This is a genomic window from Algoriphagus namhaensis (assembly GCF_042649705.1).
Taxonomy (GTDB): domain Bacteria; phylum Bacteroidota; class Bacteroidia; order Cytophagales; family Cyclobacteriaceae; genus Algoriphagus; species Algoriphagus namhaensis.
Genome location: NZ_JBHRZS010000006.1, coordinates 704,389 through 730,666 on the forward strand (window position 1 = coordinate 704,389; position 26,278 = coordinate 730,666).

Below are 26,278 nucleotides of genomic sequence, written 5' to 3' on the forward strand. Positions count from 1 at the left end.
TATGAAAATTTTAATCGTAGATGACGAAAAGGATGTCGAGTTACTTTTTCGACAGAAATTTAGAAGAGAAATCCGGAGCGGAGCTGTAGATATGGTCTTTGCTTTCTCTGGTAATGAAGCCTTGGAAATCCTGGCTAATGACGATCCGCCGGAAGTGATGTACATGTTTTCGGACATCAATATGCCGGGGATGACTGGACTAGAACTTTTATCCAAAGTAAAGGATCAGTTTCCTAGTATTCAGGTAAGCATGATTTCGGCCTACGGAGATAGTGAAAACTACAATAAAGCAATCAAATCCGGGGCAAAGGAGTTTTTCACCAAACCCATTGATTTTGAATCCTTAAGAAAGGAAATCAATGATTTAACCAAATAAATCGAATGTCTAGCCCGGTAAAAATTATGGTGGTGGATGATGAGCCTGATTTAGAGGTACTCATCAAGCAGAAGTTTCGAAAGAAAATCCGATCTGAAGAGTTTGAGTTTCTTTTTGCACTCAATGGACGGATAGCCTTGGAACTTCTTGAGGCCAATCCAGATGTGGACATGATTCTCAGCGACATAAATATGCCTGAGATGGACGGACTCACCCTGCTCTCCAAAGTGAAAGAAAAATATTCATTGCTTAAAACGGTGATCATTTCCGCTTATGGCGACATGGAAAATATCCGAGTTGCCATGAATTTAGGCGCATTTGACTTTATCACCAAGCCGGTTGATTTTCAAGATCTGGAGATTACAATCGACAAGACCATACAATATGTCACTCAGATCAAATCAAATCTGAAAGCCATCAAGGAAAATGACATTCTGAAAATGTATGTGGATGAGAATGTCCTCAGTTTTATGGGGCGTCGATCTGTGGAAACGGATATCGCAGAAAACGAAACCATTCAAGGGGCGGTAGCATTTGTGGATCTTTGTGGGTTTACGGCCATTTCTGAAAACGAAAATCCAAATGTCGTTGTAGGACTGCTCAATGAATATTTTGACCTGATGGTCAAGGAAATAATGGTCGAAAACGGAAGCATAGACAAGTTCATTGGAGATGCAGTGATGGCTGTCTATCAAGGTGACGACTATCTGGAACGAGCAATTCGTTCGGCACTTTCCATACGCGACAAGATGAATGCCCTACCTGAATTTTCGAAGGAATCAGGCTTTAGACCAAAGGTTTCGATCGGAATAAACTTCGGCGAGATGGTATCTGGAAACATTGGTTCCCATTCACTCAAAAGACTCGACTACACAGTTATCGGCGATACAGTCAATGTGGCGGCAAGACTACAGTCCAAAGCAAGTCCAGGCCAAATCCTTGTTCTCCAAAAATATATGGAACAAATCCCTGATACATTCACCTATGAAAAAGTAGGCGTTTTTACCCTAAAAAATAAAGCACAACCGGTCACTGTCTATGAAGTGATCTCTTAATTACCCAACCCTAAACACTCATGAAGAAAATCTTACCCATTCTGCTGATTGGGGTCTTTTGCTCCTTCAGTGCAATGGCTATTCCTTTAGAGAATAGCTTTTTTGCCTTTAGCGACAGCACCAAAAAAGACTCTCTCGACTATCCAAAATTCAAAGATCTCCCGCTCAAGCCTGAGCGAGAAATGAAATTTACTACATCCGAAGGTACTTGGATGAGTTTGGACGTAAGTCCAGATGGACAGACCATCGCCTTTGATCTGCTTGGCGATATCTATACCCTCCCAATCACTGGGGGCAAAGCCACACAAGTCACCAAGGGAATGGCTTATGAAACGCATCCTCGTTTTTCACCAGATGGAGAAAAAATGCTTTTCACTTCTGATCGTGACGGTAATGACAATCTCTGGTACATTGACTTAGTCAATAAAGACACCGTACAAGTCACGAAGGATAAAAAAGGAGACGTTCCTGGAGCAGCCTGGACGCCAGATGGAGAATATATCGTGGTAAGCAAGGGAAGAAGAATTCCCAAACTTTACATGTATCACAAAGATGGCGGAGGCGGTATTCAATTGGTGGAAGGTTCTTCATCCTTCAAAACCATAGATCCCGTGGTGAGCCCGGACGGGGAAAGAGTTTATTTTTCTCATCGAAATGGAGCATGGAATTACAATGCGCTTTTGCCACAATATCAACTCGGTACTTACGACTTTGAAGAAGGAAAAGTCACCTCTATCTCAAGTAAATATGGTTCAGCCTTCACTCCAACCTTGAGCAAGGACGGAAAATGGGTGGTCTACGGAACTAGATGGAAAAATAAAACAGGCCTAATCGTCAGAGATCTTGAAACTGGGGACGAGCGCTGGCTAGCCTATCCTGTGCAGCGAGATGATCAGGAGTCTATTGCTCCACAGGGAGTATTGCCTGCAAGTTCTTTCACTCCGGATAGCAAGCATTTTATCACTTCCTATGGGGGCAAAATTTGGAAAATAGATATCGCCTCAGGAAATGCAGTCGAAATACCTTTCGAAGTGGATGTGGAAATGGCTATGGGTCCGAGACTATATTTCAATTATGAAGTCAAAGACAGTACCCATGCTTTAGTCACTCAGATCCGAGATGCAGTTCCTTCTCCAGATGGAAGCAAACTAGCATTTACGGCCCTGAATCGACTCTATGTAATGGACTATCCAAATGGTACCCCGAAGCGTTTGACGAATCACAACTTTACGGAAGCCATGCCTGCATGGAGTCCTGATGGCAAAAACATAGCCTTTGTGACTTGGGATGAAGGTACAGGCGGGAGTCTCTACAAAACCACTTTGGCCGGAGGCCTAACCAAACTCAGTACAGAAAACGCAGTCTATCTACAACCCGCGTGGAGTTATGATAATCGGATTGCGGTCTTCAAAGGTCCAAGACGAGTTCTTCAAGATGCTGAAGGGCCTGGTTTTTCAGGAGCAGAGGCAGAATTAGTCTGGATTCCCGCCAATGGAGGACCATTCCGTAAAATCATGAATGCCGGAAATTACGGCAATGTTCACTTTACCAAAGACACATCCCGAGTATTCCTTAATGGGGGAGGCGGAGCTTTGCTGAGTGTCAATTGGCAGGGCAAAGACGAAAAAGTCTACGCCAAAATCTCTGGAATCACCACCTTCGGAACTGCAGCTGAGGATCATGACAACCATGAGCATAGCATCACCACCGAAGAAGGAACCGTAGAATACGTGATGGGCATGCCCAGATCCAAGGCAGATGCGGTAAACTACTGCATGCTTCCTGAGGGTAGCAGTTCTCGTGAACCAACTCCTCAAGCCTCCAGTGCCAGCACCATCTATATGGCACCTGTCGGAGACAAGGCCTTGGCTCAGGTAAATAATAACGTCTACGTAGTCACTATCCCCAAGGCAGGTAAAACCCCAAGCATAAATGTGGGAAATCCAGCTTCGAGCTCTTTCCCTTCACGTCAACTCACAGAGATCGGTGGAGAATGGCCAGCTTGGGAGGCTGACGGAAAAAAGATACACTGGTCACTGGGTAATGGACATTGGGTGTATGATTTAGATCGGGCAGAGTTTATTGAAGACTCTGTAAAATCCGCCAAAAAGGCGAAAATGATGGCAGATGCGGATAGTGTGGCTTCACTCAAAGCTCTGGGACCTGATGCTGTAAAAGCTGCTGACTCGGTTGCCAAAGCTGAAAAAGAGCGGATCAAAGAGCTTTTCAAAACCGATAAAGAAAAGGCGAAAGCTGACAGCATCTACAAGGCTGAGCAAAAGGAAAAAGAGAAGTACAAACCCAATGAAAACCAAGTTCAGGTGTATTATGCCAAGGATACTCCAAAGGGTAGTATTCTCCTAAAAAATGCCCGAATCGTAACCATGAACGGGGATAAGGTAATTGAAAATGGTGACGTGCTGATTGAAAATAATCGCATTAAAGCCGTGGGTGAAACTGGCTCCTTGGATTCCGGAGGAGCTGAAGTAGTAGATCTTTCTGGCAAAACCATCACACCAGGCTTTATCGATACCCATGCCCACATGTGGCCTACTTGGGGCATTCATAAAAACTCCGTCTGGATCTATGCGGCAAATCTTGCCTATGGTGTCACCACGACCCGTGATCCACAAACGGCTACCACTGATGTGCTTACCTATTCGGATATGGTAGAGGCAGGAATGGTTCCTGGCCCAAGAGTTTACTCTACAGGACCAGGTGTAGGCTTTTGGCAGTACAATTTGCAATCTCTCGAGCAGACCAAAAATATCCTCAAGCAATACAGCAAATACTACAATACCCAGTATATCAAGATGTATCTGGTAGGCAATCGTCAGCACAGACAATGGATCATCATGGCTGCCAAAGAGCAAAAGTTGATGCCTACCACTGAGGGCGGTTTGGATTTCAAGCTGAATATGACTCAGCTGATCGATGGTTATCCAGGACATGAACACTCCATCCCAATTCATCCGCTGTATAATGATGTAATCAAAACTATCGCGGATAGTAAAATGGCTGTGACACCTACCTTGCTGGTCGCTTATGGAGGGCCTTGGGCCGAAAACTATTTCTATACCACAGAAAGCCCATTGGAAGATCCAAAGCTCAATCGATTTACTCCGTACAACGAATTAAACTCCAAGGCTAGACGAAGAGCTGGAGGTTTGGGAGGCTGGTTCTCTCCTCAAGACCAAGTATTCCCATTACATGCAGAGGGCATTAATGCCATGGTGGAGCAAGGTGGACTTGCAGGTGTAGGATCTCACGGTCAGCTTCAAGGCCTAGGTTACCACTGGGAGCTCTGGGCAGTGGCTAGCGGCGGCATGACTCCCATGAATGCACTGAAAACTGCTACCATTTTAGGAGCCGAGGCATTAGGTCTGGATCAGGAATTGGGCAGCATAGAAGCCGGAAAATTGGCGGATTTAGTGATTATGGAAGCTAATCCCTTGGATAACATTCGGAACACGAATACCATCACTCATGTGGTCAAAAATGGTAGACTCTACGATGGCAATACGCTCAATGAAGTCCTGCCAACTCCAAGGAAACTGGACATCAGCCCTTGGACCAAAACAGCACCCACAGTGACGACTGAACTCAAATAAAGGTCTAATTACGAATCCCCCTGCAAAATTTCAGGGGGATTTTTTCTATTTTAGAATTGGCCCGAAGGAGATTAGAGGGTTTTGTAGAACTATGATTCTGAAAAAGTCCAAGAAGCCGAGGCTTCATTAATGGAGTAATTTCACCCCAGATCATAGCTTGGCGAAGAGTAATATCGATACGTTAAAACATTATTTTTCATTCTGACTACGTCCATACCATGCTAAAATTTTTTAGAAAAATCAGACAAAATTTACTCTCCGAAGGCAGAACAGGAAAGTATATCAAATACGCCTTTGGAGAAATTGTGCTGGTGATGATTGGTATACTATTGGCCCTTCAGGTGAACAATTGGAATGAAAGTAGAAAGAACAACATACTAAGGAAGTCAATAATTGATAACTTAATTACAGACCTCCAAAAGGATATTGAAAATTTACACTCACTTAATGAAATTAATACCGCTGCCGAAAAAGAGGGCGAGTACTTAGCTTCATTTTTGAAGGAAGAGTTGAATGAAATAGACACTTTAAGGCTTACAAATTCAATCGTGATTTGTGGTTACGTCCCAAATAAATCCATTATCTCCTCCACATATAATGAGTTAATCAACAGTAATAATTTTCACTTATTTAAAGACGCGACTTTAAAAAGACTTCTTGATGAATATTATAATCCGAATTCTTGGTCTGACCTTTTAAATTCTCGAATTCTAAAAACCATTTGGTACGATTACAGAGATGAAATGTCAAAATTTCACAGCCCTCTGCTTTATCAGGATTATTATGAATTTCAAGAACCAATTATCTCCAACCCTTCTAAATACAATGTACAATGGAACCAAATCCAGGACAATGACTATATCAAAACTCAGGTAGGGATGATTGCAGCTTACAGAATAGTGATTAGACAAGATTTTGAACGTTATATTCAAAAAGCAACGATCACTCTGGATTATTTAAAAAATTCAAGGTAGCGCACCTTTCCCAAGGCTCATTCTTCTTTATCACAACCAGCCCAAAACAAATGCTAAAATTTTTTAGAAAAATCAGACAAAATTTACTCTCCGAAGGCAGAACAGGAAAGTATATCAAATACGCCTTTGGAGAAATTGTGCTGGTGATGATTGGTATACTGTTGGCCCTTCAGGTGAACAATTGGAACAACCAGAGGCTGGATAATTTGAAGGAACAAGCCATTTTAAAAAATCTACAAATGGATTTTCGAAATAACTTGAGTAACCTTGAAGTGGCCTCAGCCAGTTTTGAAGAGGCATATAAAGCCTCAGTAGATTTGTTAGAAATTATAAAGGATAATCAAAAAATCAATCCTGAAGAAGTGGAGTATTTAGTGGATGTGATTGTGAATAAAACGATGTCCTATGACCTGATCACTGGTTCTATAAACGAAATATCCAACACAGGCTCTCTAAATATACTTCGCGACCCCGCACTGAGAAGGCAAATCTCTAACTGGTCATACTACTATTCAGACACTGAAGATGACATAGTAATTTATCGAGACTATTTATTCGATTTTTTTATTCCATCCTTGACCGATAAGGTTCGAATGAGAAATATGTCCGTGCCTGATTTTTTTGAAGAAGACCTTGATTTACCAGCTATTTCTAAGTCTGAGTTTCAGCCAAACTATGAAAAAACGATTCGAACTTTTGAATTTGAAAACGAAGTATACAATAATACTTTGAACTACATGTATGTATTGAATTCATACAAGGTTTTTCAAAACTATCTGAGCGAAACATTAGAGATAATCGACTCCAACATAAAATGATGGGATCAATGAGCACAGTCAGATGAAACCATCTCACAGTAAAAGAGTTGGCAACCGTCGAAAGATTAAGTCAATGCTAATTTAAACCCTTGATCTATTTTGGGTAGATTATAACCGATTACCCAATGATTTTAAACTAATTAAGCCAATAATACAGCTTACTCAATCATGCTAAAATTTTTTAGAAAAATACGCTTCAAGCTTATGGAAGAAAATAAATAGGGTAAATATTTGAAGTATGCCCTCGGCGAAATCATCCTTGTAGTCATCGGGATTTTAATTGCCCTATCGATCAACAATTGGAATGAAGACAGAAAAGAGCGACTTAAAGAAAGGGAATTATTGATCCAGCTTCAATCTGAATTTGAAAGCAACTTGAAACAACTAAACGAAAAGGTAAGCATTAGAAATGATATGATTTCTTCATGCTTTAAGCTACTCGATTACATCGATCACCCAGAGAATCAGGAACCAGATAGCATTAATTCCTATCTAGCAAAGACTCTATTGGTTCCCACCTTTGACCCCATAGTGAATGATATCATGACTTCCGGTCGGATTCAACTGATCCAAAACAGCCGGCTGAAGGAACTATTAACCCTCTGGACAAGCGAAGTCATACAAGTGACTGAGGAAGAAGTCGCATGGGGGGAGTATAAAACACATTCTTATTCCCCGTTTTTACAGAAATATTCTTCTCTTCGAACCATAGTAAATCAATATTGGCAAGACGACAACATGGAGGCCTTCTATTTAGATAAAGGCACCAGGGTCAAGTTTGATTTGAAAAGTTCCACACTGGATACGGACCGTCCGAACATTTTTAAACTTTCAGAATTCGAAAACCATCTTGCTGTATGTGCCACTGATGCCAAAATTGCAAATACCCAATCTATCAGCTTAAAAGGCAGAATTGCGGAAATATTACAGATTATAGCAGCAGAATTGGATAAAACTTAAGTCCACCGGTTTAAATAATATTCCGCTCCTTTGGTTAAATTGAAAGGATGTCAGAAGAAAATACAAAATCAACAGACGTAGGTAAACGATCATTCTTCTGGCTAAATCCAGAGTGGATTTCAAAAGGCACTTATTTTTTACTTGTCCTTACCCTTTTAAGTGGCTGCTCCACTTTTCAACGAATAAAATCAAACAAGTTACTAGCAAGTGCCGACTTAAAAAATGAATCATTTCAGTCGGTCGTACCTATTGAGTATATCTCCAATTTACCTGTCTTTGAGGTCACAATCCAGGGTGAGGTTTATCGATTTATTTTCGATACTGGAGGATATACCGTTTTTTCTGAAAGATTAACTGATCGGTTAATTGGACTCGCTAAACCAAGTTACATTGATGTAAAAGATGGTAACAGTACAGTAAGTAGAATCAATACTTATTTCCTCGATGAGTTAGAAATAGGTGGGATTACATTTGAAAAAGAGGGGTTTGCTACCATTGGATTTACGGAATCTGAATGGTTCAGCTGTTTGGGTTTAGATGGCACTATAGGACCAAATATTATGAAAGAAGCTCTTTGGGAGGTCGACTCCCAAGAAGGTCATATTATCCTTTCGGACAAATCGAAAAGGCTAGAAATAGTGGACTCAGGCCACACCATACCTCTTTATACAGATCCAGTTTTTAAGCCAAGCCTAGATTTACAAATTGGAAAGGAGATCAAAAGAGTGGGTTTTGACACAGGATTCAACGGTTTTTTAAAATTAATTGGCAAGCCTAGTTCAGATTATTTGGATAGCTATCCTTCCGTCCTCCGTTTAGGGAATAGAACTAATGCTGGCAACAGCATAGTTTTCTCGGACACCAAAATGGTGAAATTGGATGAAATGGGTCTGAATGGTATCGTTTTTAGGAATGTAATTACTTCAGTTGGCAACCAATTTTCAAGTGATTTGCTTGGCAGCCAGCTTTTTGATCAATACAAGATACTAATAGACCTATCTGGTAAAGCTTTGTATTTGGAAGAGTTTGAGACAAAACCCGAAAGGCAAACCAAAATAGAGTCCTTTGGATTTGGGTTAGATTTTAGAGCTGGCAAAGTGGTAATCGATTATGTATATCAACCAAGTGCAGCTCATGACATGGGAGTGAAACCTGGCCAAGAAATTCTCAAAATAAACGGAAGACATTATGCCTTTTCAAGCTATTGTGAGTTCATTGAAAACTTCCAATTGCCCATGGAGAATACCATGGAATTAGAATTGCTGCAGGAGGATAAACCGTTTTTTGTTAGTTTGACCCGACAAACCATCCTTTAATAATTCATAATGGTAAATTTTTTTAGAAAAATTAGATATAGCTTTTTTTTGGAAGGAAAAACTGGAAAGTACCTCAAATACGCCTTTGGCGAAATACTTCTTGTAGTCATAGGTATTCTAATTGCAGTATACATCAATACGAACCGGGAAGAATCACTTCAAAAACAGTATACCATAAGTGTATTTGAGCAAATCAGAAATGATTTGATAAATGATAGTATCAAGTTAAGTGACGATATCCAGAAAATAGTAACCAATAATCAGCTTATCGTGGATATGCTGAATGATAGGCTACCAGAATCTTTTTATGCTAATATTAACGAGACTACTTACGATGATCCAGATGTTAGACCTATCCGGAGTTTATGCACTGATTTCGTCAACTTCTTACCTAACACCAAGGGTCACGAACTTCTGAAGTCATTAAACAGCAGAGACTTGGTTAACGATTCTTTGACAAATGAGATCATGAGGTACTATTCACAACTAGAGACCGCACTACCTGAATATAATAAGGTGACCATTGAGGTATCAAAAAAGAATATTCAAGAATATAAGCAGTACACCTGGTTTGAAAACTGGGCTCTAGGGATCTATGACCCTCAATTTGTGAAATATCTAAAGGAGGATCCTGACAATCGCAAACGTCTCGCGGAGTTTTACACTTACAGTTCCGTCAATGAAACCTATTGGAAAACTCTTCGACAAACGACGCAAGAACTTATCAGCAGAATTGAGCAAGAGGTAAAACTATCCCAGTAGATTAGATTGTAGAATCCTCACCTATTGACAATCGCTTTTTAATGACAAAACTCTTTAGAAATATACGCTTCAAGCTTATGGAAGAAAATAAATCAGGCAAATATTTGAAGTATGCCCTCGGCGAAATACTTCTTGTGGTCATAGGTATTCTAATTGCTTTATCCATCAATAATTGGAACCAAACCCGTCTAAATAAAAATCTAGAATCCCAATATCTTACCCGCCTTCTAGAAGATGTCAAGGTGGAGAAATTAATCCTTGAGAGTACACTTAGCTATTCCAAGCAAGTAACGGCACATGCTAAAGACGCTATAGCAGTATTGGAAAATTCACCAAATGCTGACCCAGACCCCGTAGAAAATCTGATAGACTTATACCAAGCCAGTCAGCTGCAGGACCCAGCCTCCGCCTCCTCCACATATAGAGAGCTTATCTCTTCAGGTCAGATTAATTTGATTCAAAATGAAAATTTGAAGACCTCTTTAATCAGGTATTACCAAGTGGACTGGTCTGATGGCGGTATTTTCAGCCTTGAAAACCCGTATCGAAAGAATTTAAGAGGTAAAATGCCGGATGGTATCCAATCTGAGATCAGAGCAAATTGTAACGATATTTATTTACGATCCGATAAAGATCTGTTGTTTGCATTACCTGAAAATTGCGAGATCACGATTGATCCTAATTATGCAAAATCTGTTGTGGCAGAACTTCGCCAAGATGAAAGTTTGAAAAAAGATCTTCGGTATATTATCGGAAATGAAGCAGGTAAACAAAACGATCTTCAAACGGAAGTGATAAAATTAGAGGAGCTCAAAGCCCTAATAGAAAGCTTAATCAAGGCTTGATTCTTTCAGAAAGCCAAGGCCAACAGTTGCCTTGAAAACTGACGTGCGCAGATTAAGGACATTTTAATTCTAAGCCTACTCATTCAAATTTGAATTATGGCAAAAGCCTTTAGAAAAATTCGGTTCAGCCTCATGGACAAAAGCAATATGAAAAAGTATATCAAATATGCACTTGGAGAAATCCTTCTAGTGGTGATTGGAATTTTAATAGCTCTTCAAATCAACAATTGGAATGAAGCCCAAAAGAGCACCCGACAAGCCAAAAAGCATCTTGAGACGATTCGACTTAATTTAATTGATGATATCAAACAAGCTGAAGATCTATCAGCAGAAACTCAATTGACCATTGATTATGCTGAGGTTTTTTTAGACCAATTCAAAACATTCAGACCAGCTGATGAAAAGATCCAGATGTATATTATTTATCTGATGTTTGAGCGAAACATAGAAGTGGACAACAGTGGAGTTACTGCTCTTCTAAATTCCAATAGTATGGCATTTCTGGAAGAACCGCTTCAAATAAAAATATTGAATTACTACAGATACATTGAGCAACTGAAAAGTAGAGAGCTAAATGCCAACTCCGAAATAAAAACAATGTACGAGCCCTATGTGAAAGAAAATTTTTATTGGATCTATAACAAAACAAATCCCTGGCATAGGCAAGCCGAATTGTACAAGGATGACCCACGGCCAGTAGAAAATCTTGATCAGAAATTAGCCGGTGTGCTGGCCAATAAACGATTCGAAATCATGGTAACCCACAGAAGATACCAAACCAAAATCCTTCTTGATTTCTACACCGAGACGATCCGGCTTGCTCAGGAAATAATCTCTGATATCGATCAATACAGCTCATAATTAAAACTAAATGAAAAAAAATTTCTTTAGTGTTCTCTTGATTCTATTTGCCTTTTCGGGAAATCCGGAAAAAACACCAGACCTCTCAACCAATGAATTGGACCAATTACACGAAAGCCTGGATTCCCTATTTAGGACAGAAATCCGTCCAAATGATCCTGGAGCGGCAGTACTTGTATCCTACGATGGAGAAATGATCGTGGGAAAAGGATACGGATTACGGGATTTAGAGAGTCCGACACCCATTACTCCACACACTAACTTCAGAATGGCTTCAGTAAGTAAGCAGTTTACTGCATTAGCCATTTTGACTTTGGTGGACGAAGGAAAGCTTTCATTGGAAGATTCTTTGATTGATTTCTGGCCGTATTCAGTTTTCGAAGGAATCACAGTCCAACATCTATTAAATCACACTTCAGGTTTGGCAGATTTTGAACAAGTCTTTTTGACGGAATGGGATCGATCAATTATAGTTGAGAACAAACATGTCCTAGAGTGGCTCCAAACCAACCCCAAGGCATCATTTGCCCCCGGTAAAGGCTATGAATACTCTAATACTGCATACATTCTTTTGGCACTATTAGTGGAAAAAGTGAGCGGAGAAGAATTTTCTGCCTACGCCAAAAAAAATGTCTTTGAAAAAATGGGAATGGAGGAAACAAACTTTGTGAATCTAGCCTACCCCATCAGCATAAAAGAAAGAGCAATCTGCTACGAAAGAGATAGCTTGAGCTCTTGGGAGAAAATGGACGGTTTTTTTATGAATGGAATTATGGGTGATGGAGCTGTCTATACTAGCATCATGGACTATTTTCACTACGATAATGCATTAAGGAACAATTCTTTCTTGTCTAAAAAAACCAGTGATTTGATTTTTAAACCGAGCTCTATTGTAATAGATAAAAACTCAAACACGGGAAATCTAATGAAGAGAATTCTCGGATCCGAGGATACCAAAATAAGCTATGCTATGGGTTGGTTTGTGGAGGAAAACTTAATGGTCCATGGTGGAAGCTGGTTCGGTGCTAGAACTACCGTATTGCGGGAAAAAAACAGACCGTTAACCATCGCCATATTTCGAAATTCCGATTCCTCAGTTAATGACCTAGTGATAGGTACCTATGACCTAGTTAATCACTATCTTAAAAAAAACAGCAGGTGAAAATCCCTAGCCATAGAAGCAACCAACATGAACAAAACGCAAAAAACCCGAATCATCAGAATAGTATTATTCTTGGGAACGGCAATTTCGCTTTACTTCGTGCCTTGGCTATTGGTAAAAGCGTGGATTCTCCCCTTGCCTGATACGGTGCAAGAGCAGTTGGAGGAGGCGATTGGGTATGGATTTGAGGGTATGATTGTCTACATAGATCAAGACGGTAAACCTCCACAGTCTTTGGCTGCTGGATGGCACGACCGAGAATCAAGGATCCCAGCCAAACCACAAGCCTATTTTAAGATTGCCAGCATAAGCAAACTTTATGATGCCATAGCTGTCACCAAATTGGTAAAAGCTGGTCGCCTTTCTTTGGACAAAACCATTGTTGATTATTTGCCTGAGCTTGAAGGAAGAATAGAGTATGCTGATAAAATCACGCTGAGGTCTATGATCCAGCACCGAAGCGGTATTCCTAACTTTACGGATTCCCCGAATTTTTGGGCCGAGCCCAATCAAAGCTATGAGGAAAGTCTTGCCTTAATTCTGGATAAGCCCGCCAACTTTGAGCCTGGAGAGGATTATGAGTATTGCAATACCAATTATCTTTTGCTCAACAGGATTATGGATCAAGTACTTGGTTATCCTAATTTTCAATTTATACAAGATGAAATCCTGACTCCACTCCATCTCAAAAACACCTTCAGTTCGCTCAAGGAAGTTGATCTAGATCAGGTAATGAGCGGATATCATGTCGGCCATCCCTTTGATCTGAAAGAGGATGAACATGGAATGGTGGCAACTGCGGAAGATGTTGGTATTTTCCTCAGGGCATTAAACGATGGATCGGTATTTAACCCCGGTGAAAAAGAAATCTATTCTTCTATTTATGAGTATGAGCACGGGGGCTGGGTTCCTGGATATCAGAGTTTCGCAAACTATTATGAAGACCTTGATGCCGTGATCATATCCTTTTATAGCACCACAGATCCTAAACTTTACAATTGGAATTTATCTGAAATCATAAATAGTAGAATTGCCAAAATTATCGAAAGGCAATAAGGCGTACCCACCCTAATGTTGATCTGTAGGTTTTGTATTCCAACTAATTATCAACCACTTTTTCTTACATTCAGTACATGGATAAGTTTTTTGAACGAGCCATCGAAGAGGCTCAAAAGGGTCTAGCCGAAGGGGGAATCCCAATTGGTTCGGTAATCGCACATGAAGGAAAGCTCTTAGGAGCAGGTCACAATAAGCGGATTCAGCAAGGCAGTGTGGTTTTGCATGGCGAAATGGACGCTCTGGAAAATGCAGGCAGGCAATCTGCAAAAGTGTACCAAACCAGTGTCTTGTATACCACTTTGTCCCCATGTCCCATGTGTACAGGGGCCATTTTGCTTTATGGTATTCCCAAGGTCGTTATCGGAGAAAACCAGACCTTTATGGGATCTGAGCAACTCCTTCGAGATCAAGGAGTGGAGGTCGTGGTCCTCAATGACCCCACTTGCATCCAGCTAATGAAAGACTTTATTGCAGCGAAACCCAACTTATGGAATGAGGATATTGGAGAGCCCTAAGAAGAAGAGTCCATTAAAGAATTTTAATTTCCTATTTTAAATCACTAAGACTACACTTCACCCCTTAACGAACCCCGAAAACCCATGCGTACTAAATTCATTTTAGCCATTTTTTTGCTCACTATACTGTACTCTTTTCAGAGTTTTGGTTTTACCAATAACCCAAGATTCAATTCGGACAAAGATCTTTTACTCGTAAATTTTGACTGCAAAACGGACGTAGATGATCTTCATACCGTAGCGGCATTAGCCACTTTAATGTCTAACGCGGAGTTTTCGAAAATCAAGTACCACGCAGTCGCTGGCACCTATGGAATTCAAGAAGGGCTTTACGTTCCGCCGAATCCTTTGTTTGAATTGGCCTTCGACCAAAACTGGACCGATGCTCATGAAAATATACCTGGGGCTGTCTCTAAGGTAATGCCCCTTGTAAATCAAATCCTTGCTGGCAAGGGAGATATCTGGATTGCAGATGCGGGGCAATCTGATTTTTCGGCTGCTTTGGTGAAAGCCATCCAGGCCCAGCAGCCTAGACTCAACACTCGCAAGCGCATTCACATCGTCCAACATAGTGATTGGAACGAGGAGGTCACCGATCCAGAAAAACTCAAATTTGTAAAGGAAAATACAGACTATCACAAAATCCCAGATGGTAACGCCGTAGGAAATGGTACTCCTGGTTTTCGCGATCCCAATTTCAGAGATTGGGATAAAAAAGTCAAAAATCAGCAATTAAACGCAGTTTGGAAGCTTTCCACAGATATTTCCAACCAATACAATGGTAAAGATGGTCGCTACAATAACGAAGCTATCGAAGCCGGCGGATTGGATTTTTCTGATCTTTCTGAAGTTTGCTATATCCTAGGCTTGGAGTCGATCAATGATGCTGACGAGTTTTTTGAGCGATATGGTCATTAGGCGAAAAGAATTGTCAAGGTAAATACCCACTATTTTCTTCTCTGTGCAGAATTGTGACTTTCGCCATTCGACTGAAAGAAAATTTGCGCTTTAGAAATGATTTCCCAATTCCAATAATGGATTGAACAAGAATTTACCCCTTAGTCATTTCAATCATATGATTAATTACAGGTGTATGTTGGTTTTGAGGGCTAAACATCACTATCTCGGCATCTTTATTCACTTTGACATTATGCCCTGAAGGCCAATAAAATAAATCTTTTTCATTGACTATTTCTTTTGCTCCCTTGGCATCAGTTGTTGTTAACTGCCCACTTATGAGAAACCCCCAGTGAGGACATTGACACATATTACCTTGCAACCCCATAAATAAAGGCTTGGTATCCACTCCTTCAGCAAGACTAAAATACTCTCCACTGATTTTTCCTAGTCCAGTTGCATCACCGAAATCCAATTTTTGTCGAATAATTGCACCAGGAATCTGCATTTTTATTTCGATGTCATCTTTCGCGATCTTCATAATTTGTTGGGTTTTGTGAAAAGTAACTTAAGAAGGCCAGTAGATATTTTGTTATACCTAAAGCAGAAAAGTTGCTTACAGCAAATAGTTTTTGATAATGCCTTCTTTGTAAGGTAGACTATTATTTCCGACAAGCAACTTGATTTTTGAGATAAACCTTAATATTTGATTATTAAGCAATTAAATCCTGTTGACCCTGTTTTATTGTGTAACATAGATACACAGATTTAAGATAAAAATGAGGCTTGATTCATCTACTTTCCCTTATCCAAGAGTCATATATCCAAGATGACGTGGATTATGATTTGCGTTAGAATCAAGTCTAAGCCGTTAAAACCAAGGTCAAATCGTTTTTTCTTTTAACAGTTCAATATAACTGAGCCGAAAGCATCAGCGAATGAATGAAACTCATTTTCTTCACCACCCCGTGATTGATTACAAAGGGATAGACATCAGGAATTCCCATCGCCCGATTGATGCTGTTTACAGCAAATGAAATCGGCACAGCGGCATTGACGATTTTTTTGAAGCTCTTTTCTCCGTAGGGATCGAAAGTGACTTTCGCTCGCATGGATTTTTGTTTATGGAAAGGATCCACTTTCAACCCGAAAAAATGAGCCGTCTCTACCATGTCCATCAAATGTAAGTAATGCGCCCAGGTTTCCGCCCAGTCTTCCCAAGGGTGCGATGTTGCATATTTACTGATGAAGTTTTCCTGCCACTCTACAGGTGCTCCAGTTTTATAATACTCGGCCAAAGCGGTTCCATAATCCTTCCTTTCATCTCCGAAAATCGTTCTAAATTCAACCAGTAACTCGGTATGAGGAAGTACTAGCCTATCCCAAAAATAGTGTCCCACCTCATGCCTCAAATGACCAATGAGCGTGCGGTAAGGCTCACCCATTTGTAGCCTAGCCTGCTCTCGAAGTACCGAATCCGCCTCGCGCAAAAGGATGGTAATCACCCCGCTCGCATGGCCTGTCATGAGACTTTTGTTATGCTGTCTAGCTACAAAATCAAAACAAAGACCGTTAGGATCTTGCATCTTACTTGGGAGATTCAATCCTAATTTTTGGAGTTGATACACCAATCGATGCTTGGCTACCTCTAGATTTCTCCACTTCTCCAAGTTCTTTTCATTGGATAGATTTGGGATAGTTCGGTTGAGTTGACATGCTTCGCAAAAATCATTTGCTTCCTCAGCCGGAACTACCCAATTACACACATCAAAGTGGTGGTTCTTACAGTACTTATAGCGGATCCCCTCCCTGTCCGATACCTGCTCTCTATGAGCAGGATCAAAGGTTAGCATCATACGATCCATGGATCGATACCCCGACTCGTGCCCACAGTTTTCGCAAGAGTAGCTTTCAAAAAATAAAGGGTGTTGACAATGACCGCACTGGAAAACTTTCATTTGGCAAAGATCATGGTAATATTTCGGTCGAGGACTATCAATCTATAATTGCTATTCGATTTGAGAAGATTATTCTCAAGAATACAGTAAATTCAAAAGAAGCCAAGAAATCAATTCCCTTACATGAACCCCAAAGTAGATCTTTACCTCGAAGAGGGCTGTGGTCGCTGCTCACTTTATCAAACGCCAGATTGTAAAGTTCATACTTGGAAACCTATACTTGTTCAGCTCCGAAGGATCGTATTGGAAACAGGCCTTGAAGAGGAATATAAGTGGTCTCAGCCTTGCTACACTTGGAAAAATGCTAATGTTGTAATGGTGACCGCTTTCAAGGATCATGCGGTTTTGGCTTTCTTCAAAGGTAGTCTGCTACAAGACCCTTCGAATATCTTAATCTCTCCTGGGGAAAACTCCCAATCCTCTAAGGTCATTCGATTTACAGATGTCAATGAAGTTTTAAAACAGGAAGCTCTCCTCAAGGCCTATATTTACGAAGCTATAGAAGTTGAAAAATCAGGGCTAAAGGTAGAATTCAAAAAAAACCCAGAACCAATTCCGGTGGAACTGATTGATGCTTTTGAATCAGATTCTGTTCTTAAAGAGGCGTTTTATGCACTGACGGCTGGAAGACAACGCGGATATATCCTCTATTTTTCTGCGCCAAAGCAAAGTAAAACCCGCCAAACAAGAATTGAAAAGTTAAGCTCCCAAATCAAAGCTGGCATCGGGATCAATGATAAATACAGCTCCGGTAAAAAATAATAGTCAACCTCCTCTGTCTAAACTTACGCTCATTTCTAAATCTAAAGCCTTTGGAAAACATCCTCTCAAAAATCGCAAAACTCATTTTGATTTTCCTTGTTGCTACGGCTTGCAGGCCTGAGGGAAAACACCTCTTTATCCTTTCCGGGCAATCCAATATGGAGGGTCTGATCCCTGAAGAATCTTTCATTCCGAAAGTAGAGGCTGAATTTGGTGCGGAGAACGTGATCGTAGTTAAAAGTGCCTACGGAGGCCAACCCATCCGAAGGTGGTTCAAGGACTGGAAAGATCCCCTCGAAATGGGAATACAAGCACAACCTGATTTGTACGACACCCTTCTGTCTAAAGTAAATTCTGCTATCATCGGGCAAAAAATCCAAACCATCACCCTGGTTTGGATGCAAGGAGAGCGGGATGCACGAGAAGGGCATGCTGACGAATATGAACGGAGTCTAGTTGGACTTCATGGTCAATTAGTAGAGGATTTAGACTTTGAAAACATCAACTTTGTCATCGGTCGACTCAGTGATTTTGATTTAGAAAATGCTAGATATCCGCATTGGACCCGAATTAGAGACATCCAGGTCCAAGTCGCCCAGTCCAATGGAAAATTCGCATGGGTAGATACCGATGACCTAAATGATGGACTCAATCGTCAAGGAAAAGAGATTCAAAATGACCTTCACCTTTCAGCCCAAGGATACTATATTTTAGGAGAGCGATTTGCCGAATCAGCGATTCACTTGATTCGATCCAATTGATAATCGTAATTACCAATCCAATTCATTAAGGTGTAATTGGCAATCGGGGTGGAAAAACGAAGTTTTAAATGGGTGTCCAATTTAACTACCACACTCTAACGCTATAAAGATTCAATGTTTATCCAGAATATCTTTTGCTAGTAGTGTGCCAAAGATGACTTCCCGCTATCCAAGCTTCCAAACCGATCAGATATTTTCGTAGCTCAGGTGTAGCATACACCATCAACTTACTTGATTCATCTTCAAAAATTCTAAGCAAATCATTATGAAAACGAACTCCTAGTCGATGGGCTTCGTCAAATGTGCAGTTTTCTTCTTTTTGAATGGCTTCCCTGATTCCAAACTGATGTACTCCCGCTTCTTCTTCTTTTTCCGTAGAAACTAGATCATTTACCATTACACAGATAAGTCCCGCTATTTTCACTACTCTTCTTACCTCTGGCATCGAATAGATGTTGTGCGGCAGTTCATAGCCATCCACAATATCAATCATTGTCAAACAAGGTGTAAAACCATTCATCTGTCTTCCCCCAAGATACTCCCAAACAGGAGCAACCATTTTATTGATCCGCCAACTCGACTCCTGACACATGGCCACAAAAAGACACATATCTTCATGCCTGACGCGTGCTACTTGCTGAGGAGTACCAAACTGGGCGGTCTTTGCAATGTATTGTTTCAGTGCAGTATGAACAGGATGAGCACCAAGCCCTTTATTTGTGTCTTGATCATATTTTGGAGTAAAATAGGGCTCATCTAAGGCGGACATGCATAGCGATAAGTTCCTTCCCACCATATCCAATGTAGAACCAGCTCGTTTATCATCTACAAAATAATCATCCAATCCAAAAAGGGCGAGCATGGCTTGCCCTGCCAAAAACAATCGCTCCCGGTCCTCAGAAAAAGCGTAAGTCAACATGACGTATCGACCAAAATTACATTTCCTGAGATAATCCAAATGTCCTTCATAAAGACCGATACTTTCAGCCCAATCAAGTAGTTTTTCATTGAGCTCTTCACCTAGCGCAACATTGTCTCGGTAGGGTGCTCTATGTCTCAATTCTGTATCAGATTCCTGATCCGGTCGATTCAATATACCCGCAATGTTGGTGGTATTCGTGCCGATACCTGTTGGACCCAAACTCAAAACACGGTTGATCAGATCTAGATTGTTGACTGAACTTGGCATGGAGCTATTAACTTTCATGAACACCCACTTCCACATTCTCTAGAATGCCAAGTGCATCAGGAACAAGGACGGCCAATGAATAGTAGTTTGTGATCAGGTAGGAGATTATCGCTTTTTCATCAATCGACATAAATCGAACAGATAAGCTCGGCTCTATTTCATCAGGAAGCGCCATTTGATACAAACCTACAACACCTTGATCCTCTTCACCAACACGAATTGCGATCATTGAAGTTAGTCCATTTACAATCGGAATCTTATTACTTGTAAGGATTGGACAACCGCGCCACGCTACCACTTCCTTTCCATCTATCTCCACCGTGCTAGGATAGATGCCTCGTTTTGTACATTCACGTAAAAAAGCTGCGATCGCCCTGGGATGGGCAAATATATATTTCGTTTTTCTGCGCTTGGATAATAACTCATCTAGGTCATCAGGCGTGGGCGGCCCGGTTTTAGTATGTATTCTTTGACGGAAGTCGGCACTATGAAGCAAACCAAAATCCTTATTATTGATCATTTCGTATTCTTGTTTCTCCCGAAGTTCCTCAACAGTCAATCTAATTTGTTCGTGGGTTTGATTATATGGGTTATTATGTAAATCAGCCACTTTGGAATGAATTTTTAAGATAGTTTGACTGCTGTATAGTTCGTATTCTCGTGGGGCTTCATCATATGCAACATAGGTGCCGGGAATAGAAGGCTCGTCATCATGAAGGCCTGAATACATGTTGATAAGTGCCTCTCCTTTTCGGTTAGTTAATTTCCCTAATCTTTCCAGCTCGTTTAAATGGTCTTCCAGATGATCATCTGCCAATATGGTTTTGATATCATCTTCAGAGATCTTGAAAATGGTGACGGCCGTCTTCGCTTTCGCCATATATTTGCGCACTTCCTCTACGTTCTTCCCAAAATCAGCAAAATATTGTCCAGGACCGAGTGTCACAATGACGCTATCATTGTTATACACTCCATCTTCAAGCAGAGAAACCTTACCTATGGCAATAAGGTAAAGCATAATTGAATTTTCGTCTTGTGATTTAATGGATGCGTCTTTTTCAAATTCCACCTTTTCAGCTTTCTCAGCGATTTGTGTTAAAAGTTGTTCGTCTTGAACGGTTCTAAAAACTGGGATTTGATTTAGTGAGGGTGGATAAATTTTAGGTTGTCCATTGTCGTCGGTAAACGTGACAAGGTTTGGGCGAATCTCCAAAATCTGCCTACGGTTTACACGATAGAAACCCCCAACAACATTTACCCAAGGTAATACTTTCAACAGGTTGCGTGATGAAATCGACTCCATCATTGGCCTGGTCTTCTGAGTAGTAGTTAACTGTCTAGCCTGTTCTTTTGGCAAGCTAATCCTAACCTGACCCTTTGCTTCTTCGCTCATAGTTTTTAATGATTAAATTTGATAAATTCAGAAAATCCGATTAGTATTAGTATTAGCTTGATTGTTTTGGGATTTCGTCTGTCTTCTCAAATATAACTTTACAAAAATTCTAGTAAATAACCACTCGATTTGTTAAAATATTATGTGTTTTGGCAAGTTCGCATTTAGCCAAAGAATAGTTGGTATCATAAGAATAGTTGGTATCAAAGGTTTTGTCAAGTAAAAAAGTATCACTTTCTTTGGTTCCAACACCTGAGAACATAAATTAGTCTTCTATATGAATCAATTTCTTGATGAAGAATCCTTTAAGCGCTTCAGTTGATTTTATCATGAGAAGTCCGGTATTTTTTGTGAAAAGTGCCAGAAAGCAACTCATCCTTTCTAGTTCAATGGGGCCAAGTATTTCGAATGCAGAGATGGCCGGAAAAGAAGCTTGATCAAAACCTGGAAGGTCATGGAAAATAGCAAAAGGCTTCCACAAGTCTGGATGTTGACATTAATGTTTATCACAGTGATCAAGAAAGGGCTTGCTTTACTTCAGCTTAATCGACATTTAGGCTTAAGCAGATTTGAGATCGCATTCAGACTTATGCACATAAAAATAAGAGATGTGATGGGAGGAAGAGACGATTTATACTTTTTAGAGGAAATGGTTGAATACGACAAAGGCAATGTAATTATGGCTCCAAAAAGGCAGGGTCAAAACCAGCTGAAACCCAGAAAAGGAAGTCCGAGACAGGCTGAAGGGGCGGTGGAGAGTAATGCGGCCTTAGGGTACATTTACAAGGCATTCAGTAATCTGAAAATGAGGCTATTAGACATCTATCATAAGGATACTTTCAAACACTTGAAGAATTACCTTTATAAATTTATCAACCTGACGAAGCGGAGGTTTTTCGGTGAAAAATTTTTCGAACGATTGATTATTGCGTCAATTCACCCTAAAGTAGATTGGTGGGAATACACAAATTAACTATTTAATAAGGTAAATAAATGCTCAAAATTACAAGTGTATATGCCCGTAATGAAGACGACTCACCTGATCTAATTTATCAGAAAAAACTGCTTATAACAATCTCTTCATTGTTATTTCTCTGTGGGGTGGTGTGGTGTCTGATGTGGTATTTTATTTTTGGGTGGTCTGTTCCAACTGTGGCAGCTGGACTGTTTGGGGCTATGGTTTTAGTCATGATTTTTGTTTCCCATTTTGCTAAAAACCACCTCCTCCTGGTTCATTCAGTGTTTTTAGGAACTCTCATTGTTCCGGTCACCTGTCAGTGGTCTATTGGAAGTTTGGAAGCTAGCGGAATGATAATCGCTTGGGCTTTCCTTACCCCCTTGGGTATGCTCATATTTAGCCGGGCCAGATATGCCATAGCGTACATGATCGTTTTTTTAGTCTGTATTTTGATAACTATTTTTTTTCAGCCCATGTACTATGGTTATGAATTAGTAGTTCCACAGTCTACCATTACGCTTTTCTATACGATGAACTTGATCACTTCCTTTTCTGTGATTTTTGTAACCTGTGCCTTTTTTGTCGACACCATCAAAGTTGAAAAACGGCTATCAGAGGAATTGTTACTAAATATACTTCCTCGCAATGTGGCGGAGGAGCTTAAATCTTCAGGAGATACAAGTGCTAAAGCATTTACCATGGTTACGGTCATGTTCACCGATTTTGTAGGCTTTACTGAAAAAAGTAAAAGAATGAGTGCTGAATTGTTGGTAGATGAATTACATCATTGTTTTAGTGCCTTTGACAACATTATCCAGAAATATAAGGTCGAAAAAATAAAGACCATAGGAGATGCATACCTATGCGTCACTGGTTTACCCGTTTCCAACTACACGCATCCAGTGGATATGGTCTCTGCAGCTTTTGAAATGCGAGACTTTATGATAGCTCGAATGAAAGAAAAAGAGGCCAGAAATGAGATTGCCTTTGAATTGAGAATTGGAATTCACACAGGACCAGTCGTCGCAGGAATTGTTGGAATTAGAAAATTTCAATACGATATCTGGGGGGATACTGTAAACACAGCCAATCGGATGGAATCTATGAGCTTGCCTGGCAAAATCAACATAAGTCAAACGACCTACGAGTTGATAAAACATGTGCCCAAATTTGATTTTGAAAAACGTGAAAAGGTTTTCGTAAAAGGAAAAGGGGAAATGGAGATGTACTATGTATCAAACAAAGATTAAATATCTTCCCTAGTAATCAAAATACCATCAAACGACTCAAAGAGTTGAATTGATTTTTCATTGAGCCCTTCAAAATGCTTCTTGGATCAAGAAATGAATTCACCTGATTTTAAATCCACAAACGGCGTTCAATTATTGTGAGCTATCCTTATTTTTAAGTCTATAAAAAAATCAAAATGAAAAAACACTACGCTATTACCCTGGCAGTCTTGTTATTTTTTGGCTTTCAAGCCAAAGCCCAAGACCCCGTCATTCAAAATATCATCAAGGAAGCCGAAGAAAACTCTCAGCTAAAATACCTCGGCCATGAACTATTAGACGGAATAGGGCCAAGACTTGTCGGTTCTCCACAAATGCAGCAGGCTCACGAATGGGCTGTAGCACAATTTCAGGAGTGGGGTATCGAAGCTCGCAGCGAGCAATGGGGCGAATGGAGAGGCTGGGATCGAGGCATCACCCACATCGACATGGTAGAACCTTGGGTTCGCTCGCTTTCTGGGATGCAATTGGCCTGGAGCCCATCCAGCCCAGCTGGAGGAGCTTCTGGCGAAGTGATCATACTACCCCAGTTAGGCGATGACGAAACTTTTGAAGATTGGCTACCCAATGTGAAGGGCAAATATGTGATGATCTCCGCTCCTCAAATCACAGGAAGACCGGACTATAACTGGGAAGAATTTGCGACTGAGGAGTCATTTGAGAAAATGAAAGAAGAGCGAGGTGTGGTCGAAGCCGAATGGCAAGTACGTGTACGACGTACTGGCAAAGGTCGTCGAGAACTGCCACAGGCTCTAGAAGAAGCTGGAGCACTAGGCATCATCACTTCCTACTGGTCTAGAGGATTTGGTGCCAATAAAATCTTTTCTGCTTACACCAAAACGGTCCCAACTGTGGATCTTTCCCTTGAGGATTATGGACTTCTTTTCAGACTTGCCGAAAGCGGTAAAAAGCCTATAATCAACCTTAATGCGCAATCTAAAGAAACCGGTGTGGTACCTACTTTCAATACCATAGCAGAAATCAAAGGAACTGAAAAGCCGGATGAATACGTGATGCTCTCTGCGCACTTTGACTCATGGGATGGTGGTACAGGCGCTACAGATAATGGCACAGGCACTATTCTAATGATGGAAGTGATGCGCATTTTGAAAGAAGTGTACCCAAATCCAAAGCGAACTATTCTAGTTGGACTTTGGGGTTCGGAAGAACAAGGACTAAATGGCTCACGCGCTTTTGTGGAAGACCATCCCGAAATGATGCCTAAGATCCAAGCTCTTTTCAATCAAGACAACGGCACCGGACGAGTAGTTAATATTTCAGGTCAAGGATTTGTGGATAGCTACGAATACTTGGGCAGATGGATGTCAAAGGTACCTAGCACCATCACGAGAGAAATTGAAACCGATTTCCCTGGCAACCCAGGCGGTGGTGGATCCGACTATGCTTCTTTCGTGGCTGCTGGAGTTCCTGCATTTTCCCTAAGTTCACTTAACTGGTCTTACTTCAATTACACTTGGCATACCAATTTGGACACGTATGACAAAATCGTTTTTGAAGACGTGAAAAATAATGCAATACTCACAGCTATCATGGTTTATATGGCTAGCGAGGAAGATGAAATGGTCTCCAAGGAGCGAAGAATTCCAATTAATCGTCGTACTGGCGAACCAACCGATTGGCCGGCAATGCGATCCCCGACTCGAAAAGGAGGAATCGAGCAATAAATTGAAGCCCTGACCAAATGGTCAGGGTTTTTTATTTCCCAATCAAGGAAACTCCATCCAGCTTTTTAGACACCTTTTTTGGGATATTTAGTTCTAAAAATTCAATAAGGCTTGGAACCACATCCACCATTTCCGGCTTGCGCTCGCTGAAGTTCGCATTCAAGTTTTGGGCATTGGTCACAAACCAGATTTCACGTTCGCGCGTAGATTGACCACCGTGGCCCTTGCCATCCTTATGCGTTCGTCCATGATCCGTAGTAATCCAGATGAGCCAATCTTCTCCAGTTTCCAGTCTTCTTTTCTGGATTGCCTCCCATATCTTTTTCACCTGCTGATCTGCGAGCTGTACTGCACGATCCATTTCTTCACTATCCCCGTATTTATGGCCTACCGCATCGGTATACTCCAAGTATACCCAGCTCAAGTCTGGACCCTCAATTACGATAGTTTCAGCGGCCTTTGATGAGACAAATTCATCGATTTGACTCAAATAAAACTTCTCGGCATCATGTGGATAAGTCACTGTATCTTTTTCATATCCATCGAAGACAAAGTCAAGCTGCAAGTAATTTGTTTCTTTTAAACCTTCACCCAAAATCTTGGTGCGATTGTCTTCCCAGGTGGAAAAAATACCAAGTTTAGATTCGGGTTCTCCTTCTTTCATCATTCTAAAAATCGTCCAATATCTATAATTGGGGGCCTCAATATCGTTTCCGTATACATTGTGTTTGTTTGCCCAGGTCCCCGTCATCAAGCTGGTATAACCCACCGCTGAAATGGTTGGGGATTCGGTCCTCGCACCTACTTCACCGCCCATGATGGCCCGGGTGTACCCTCCTTCTGCAGCAATTTGATCCATGACGGGAGTATCAACCCGCTCGAAAACATCCGCCGGAATCCCATCCAAAAGAATAATTACTGCCTTTTTTTGAGCTAAAGAAGCCGTGGCAAAAGACAGTAAAAAAAACGTAGCAAAAGTTGTTTTTAAATTCATGGTAGAAAGTTTACAGTTTGCAATTTAAGCCTGATTTTTTTGTAACTTCTAGATTATTCATCCTATCGAAGTTAAGCT

25 protein-coding genes are annotated in these 26,278 nt (G+C 40.8%); 20 read left to right on the forward strand and 5 right to left on the reverse strand.

Annotated features, from left to right (window positions below; translation table 11 throughout):
- Position 1 precedes the first annotated feature (1 nt).
- From ACFOSV_RS06600 to ACFOSV_RS06665, 14 genes are all read left to right on the forward strand, one after another.
- Positions 2 to 376 carry a response regulator gene (locus ACFOSV_RS06600; RefSeq protein ID WP_377904635.1) on the forward strand — a complete coding sequence of 125 codons (375 nt, stop codon included), beginning with the start codon at positions 2 to 4 and terminating at the stop codon, positions 374 to 376.
- Positions 377 to 381: 5 nt separating this feature from the next.
- Positions 382 to 1,431, forward strand: coding sequence for an adenylate/guanylate cyclase domain-containing protein (locus ACFOSV_RS06605; RefSeq protein WP_377904637.1), 1,050 nt, complete (start codon positions 382 to 384; stop codon positions 1,429 to 1,431).
- Between the two features lie 20 nt (positions 1,432 to 1,451).
- Positions 1,452 to 5,042 carry an amidohydrolase family protein gene (locus ACFOSV_RS06610; protein ID WP_377904639.1) on the forward strand — a complete coding sequence of 1,197 codons (3,591 nt, stop codon included), beginning with the start codon at positions 1,452 to 1,454 and terminating at the stop codon, positions 5,040 to 5,042.
- 218 nt (positions 5,043 to 5,260) lie between these two features.
- Positions 5,261 to 6,016 (forward strand): DUF6090 family protein, encoded by a 756-nt coding sequence (locus ACFOSV_RS06615; RefSeq protein ID WP_377904641.1) that lies wholly within the window; start codon positions 5,261 to 5,263, stop codon positions 6,014 to 6,016.
- Positions 6,017 to 6,066: 50 nt separating this feature from the next.
- A complete protein-coding gene (locus tag ACFOSV_RS06620; protein WP_377904643.1) occupies positions 6,067 to 6,834 on the forward strand; it encodes a DUF6090 family protein in 768 nt (255 codons plus the stop codon).
- 231 nt (positions 6,835 to 7,065) lie between these two features.
- A complete protein-coding gene (locus tag ACFOSV_RS06625; protein WP_377904645.1) occupies positions 7,066 to 7,794 on the forward strand; it encodes a DUF6090 family protein in 729 nt (242 codons plus the stop codon).
- A gap of 47 nt (positions 7,795 to 7,841) precedes the next feature.
- Positions 7,842 to 9,110 (forward strand): hypothetical protein, encoded by a 1,269-nt coding sequence (locus ACFOSV_RS06630; protein ID WP_377904647.1) that lies wholly within the window; start codon positions 7,842 to 7,844, stop codon positions 9,108 to 9,110.
- A 9-nt stretch (positions 9,111 to 9,119) separates the two neighbouring features.
- Positions 9,120 to 9,872 (forward strand): hypothetical protein, encoded by a 753-nt coding sequence (locus ACFOSV_RS06635; RefSeq protein ID WP_377904649.1) that lies wholly within the window; start codon positions 9,120 to 9,122, stop codon positions 9,870 to 9,872.
- Positions 9,873 to 9,913: 41 nt separating this feature from the next.
- Positions 9,914 to 10,717, forward strand: a complete 804-nt coding sequence (locus tag ACFOSV_RS06640) for a DUF6090 family protein (protein WP_377904650.1) — start codon at positions 9,914 to 9,916, stop codon at positions 10,715 to 10,717.
- Between the two features lie 147 nt (positions 10,718 to 10,864).
- Positions 10,865 to 11,578: a DUF6090 family protein gene (locus ACFOSV_RS06645; RefSeq protein WP_377904652.1), complete on the forward strand. Its 714-nt coding sequence runs from the start codon at positions 10,865 to 10,867 to the stop codon at positions 11,576 to 11,578.
- Between the two features lie 10 nt (positions 11,579 to 11,588).
- A complete protein-coding gene (locus ACFOSV_RS06650; protein WP_377904654.1) occupies positions 11,589 to 12,740 on the forward strand; it encodes a serine hydrolase domain-containing protein in 1,152 nt (383 codons plus the stop codon).
- A gap of 27 nt (positions 12,741 to 12,767) precedes the next feature.
- Positions 12,768 to 13,796, forward strand: a complete 1,029-nt coding sequence (locus ACFOSV_RS06655) for a serine hydrolase domain-containing protein (protein ID WP_377904656.1) — start codon at positions 12,768 to 12,770, stop codon at positions 13,794 to 13,796.
- A 77-nt stretch (positions 13,797 to 13,873) separates the two neighbouring features.
- Positions 13,874 to 14,314, forward strand: a complete 441-nt coding sequence (locus ACFOSV_RS06660; protein WP_377904658.1) for a nucleoside deaminase — start codon at positions 13,874 to 13,876, stop codon at positions 14,312 to 14,314.
- 84 nt (positions 14,315 to 14,398) lie between these two features.
- Positions 14,399 to 15,232, forward strand: a complete 834-nt coding sequence (locus tag ACFOSV_RS06665) for a hypothetical protein (protein ID WP_377904660.1) — start codon at positions 14,399 to 14,401, stop codon at positions 15,230 to 15,232.
- Positions 15,233 to 15,365: 133 nt separating this feature from the next.
- On the opposite strand, the gene ACFOSV_RS06670 is transcribed toward ACFOSV_RS06665, so the two are convergent.
- Positions 15,366 to 15,752, reverse strand: a complete 387-nt coding sequence (locus ACFOSV_RS06670) for a cupin domain-containing protein (protein ID WP_377904662.1) — start codon at positions 15,750 to 15,752, stop codon at positions 15,366 to 15,368.
- Between the two features lie 367 nt (positions 15,753 to 16,119).
- Positions 16,120 to 17,169: a zinc-binding metallopeptidase family protein gene (locus tag ACFOSV_RS06675; protein WP_377904664.1), complete on the reverse strand. Its 1,050-nt coding sequence runs from the start codon at positions 17,167 to 17,169 to the stop codon at positions 16,120 to 16,122.
- Between the two features lie 123 nt (positions 17,170 to 17,292).
- Here ACFOSV_RS06675 and ACFOSV_RS06680 point away from each other — a divergent pair, with 123 nt between their 5' ends.
- Together ACFOSV_RS06680 and ACFOSV_RS06685 are read left to right on the forward strand one after the other, a co-directional pair.
- A complete protein-coding gene (locus tag ACFOSV_RS06680) occupies positions 17,293 to 17,931 on the forward strand; it encodes a YdeI/OmpD-associated family protein (protein WP_377904666.1) in 639 nt (212 codons plus the stop codon).
- Between the two features lie 50 nt (positions 17,932 to 17,981).
- On the forward strand, positions 17,982 to 18,692 hold the full coding sequence (locus ACFOSV_RS06685) for a sialate O-acetylesterase (protein WP_377904668.1): 711 nt from the start codon (positions 17,982 to 17,984) through the stop codon (positions 18,690 to 18,692).
- A 118-nt stretch (positions 18,693 to 18,810) separates the two neighbouring features.
- Here ACFOSV_RS06685 and ACFOSV_RS06690 read toward each other — a convergent pair whose 3' ends face one another.
- Entirely contained in the window at positions 18,811 to 19,899 is a 1,089-nt protein-coding gene (locus ACFOSV_RS06690) for a terpene synthase family protein (protein WP_377904670.1), read from the reverse strand.
- On the reverse strand, positions 19,889 to 21,274 hold the full coding sequence (locus ACFOSV_RS06695) for a family 2B encapsulin nanocompartment shell protein (RefSeq protein WP_377904672.1): 1,386 nt from the start codon (positions 21,272 to 21,274) through the stop codon (positions 19,889 to 19,891). The genes ACFOSV_RS06690 and ACFOSV_RS06695 overlap by 11 nt, the downstream gene beginning before the upstream one ends.
- 293 nt (positions 21,275 to 21,567) lie before the next feature.
- Between ACFOSV_RS06695 and ACFOSV_RS06700 the strand changes: the two genes are divergently transcribed.
- The 4 genes from ACFOSV_RS06700 to ACFOSV_RS06715 all read left to right on the forward strand — a co-directional run bounded on the left by ACFOSV_RS06700 (position 21,568) and on the right by ACFOSV_RS06715 (position 25,206).
- Complete coding sequence (locus ACFOSV_RS06700; protein ID WP_377904674.1) at positions 21,568 to 21,711, forward strand: hypothetical protein; 144 nt, start codon at positions 21,568 to 21,570, stop codon at positions 21,709 to 21,711.
- A 17-nt stretch (positions 21,712 to 21,728) separates the two neighbouring features.
- On the forward strand, positions 21,729 to 22,247 hold the full coding sequence (locus tag ACFOSV_RS06705; protein ID WP_377904676.1) for a hypothetical protein: 519 nt from the start codon (positions 21,729 to 21,731) through the stop codon (positions 22,245 to 22,247).
- Between the two features lie 20 nt (positions 22,248 to 22,267).
- On the forward strand, positions 22,268 to 23,482 hold the full coding sequence (locus tag ACFOSV_RS06710; RefSeq protein WP_377904678.1) for an adenylate/guanylate cyclase domain-containing protein: 1,215 nt from the start codon (positions 22,268 to 22,270) through the stop codon (positions 23,480 to 23,482).
- Between the two features lie 176 nt (positions 23,483 to 23,658).
- A complete protein-coding gene (locus ACFOSV_RS06715) occupies positions 23,659 to 25,206 on the forward strand; it encodes a M20/M25/M40 family metallo-hydrolase (protein WP_377904680.1) in 1,548 nt (515 codons plus the stop codon).
- A 31-nt stretch (positions 25,207 to 25,237) separates the two neighbouring features.
- Here the strand turns inward: ACFOSV_RS06715 and ACFOSV_RS06720 are convergent, their stop codons facing one another.
- Positions 25,238 to 26,200, reverse strand: coding sequence for an alkaline phosphatase family protein (locus ACFOSV_RS06720; protein ID WP_377904682.1), 963 nt, complete (start codon positions 26,198 to 26,200; stop codon positions 25,238 to 25,240).
- Positions 26,201 to 26,278 lie beyond the last annotated feature (78 nt).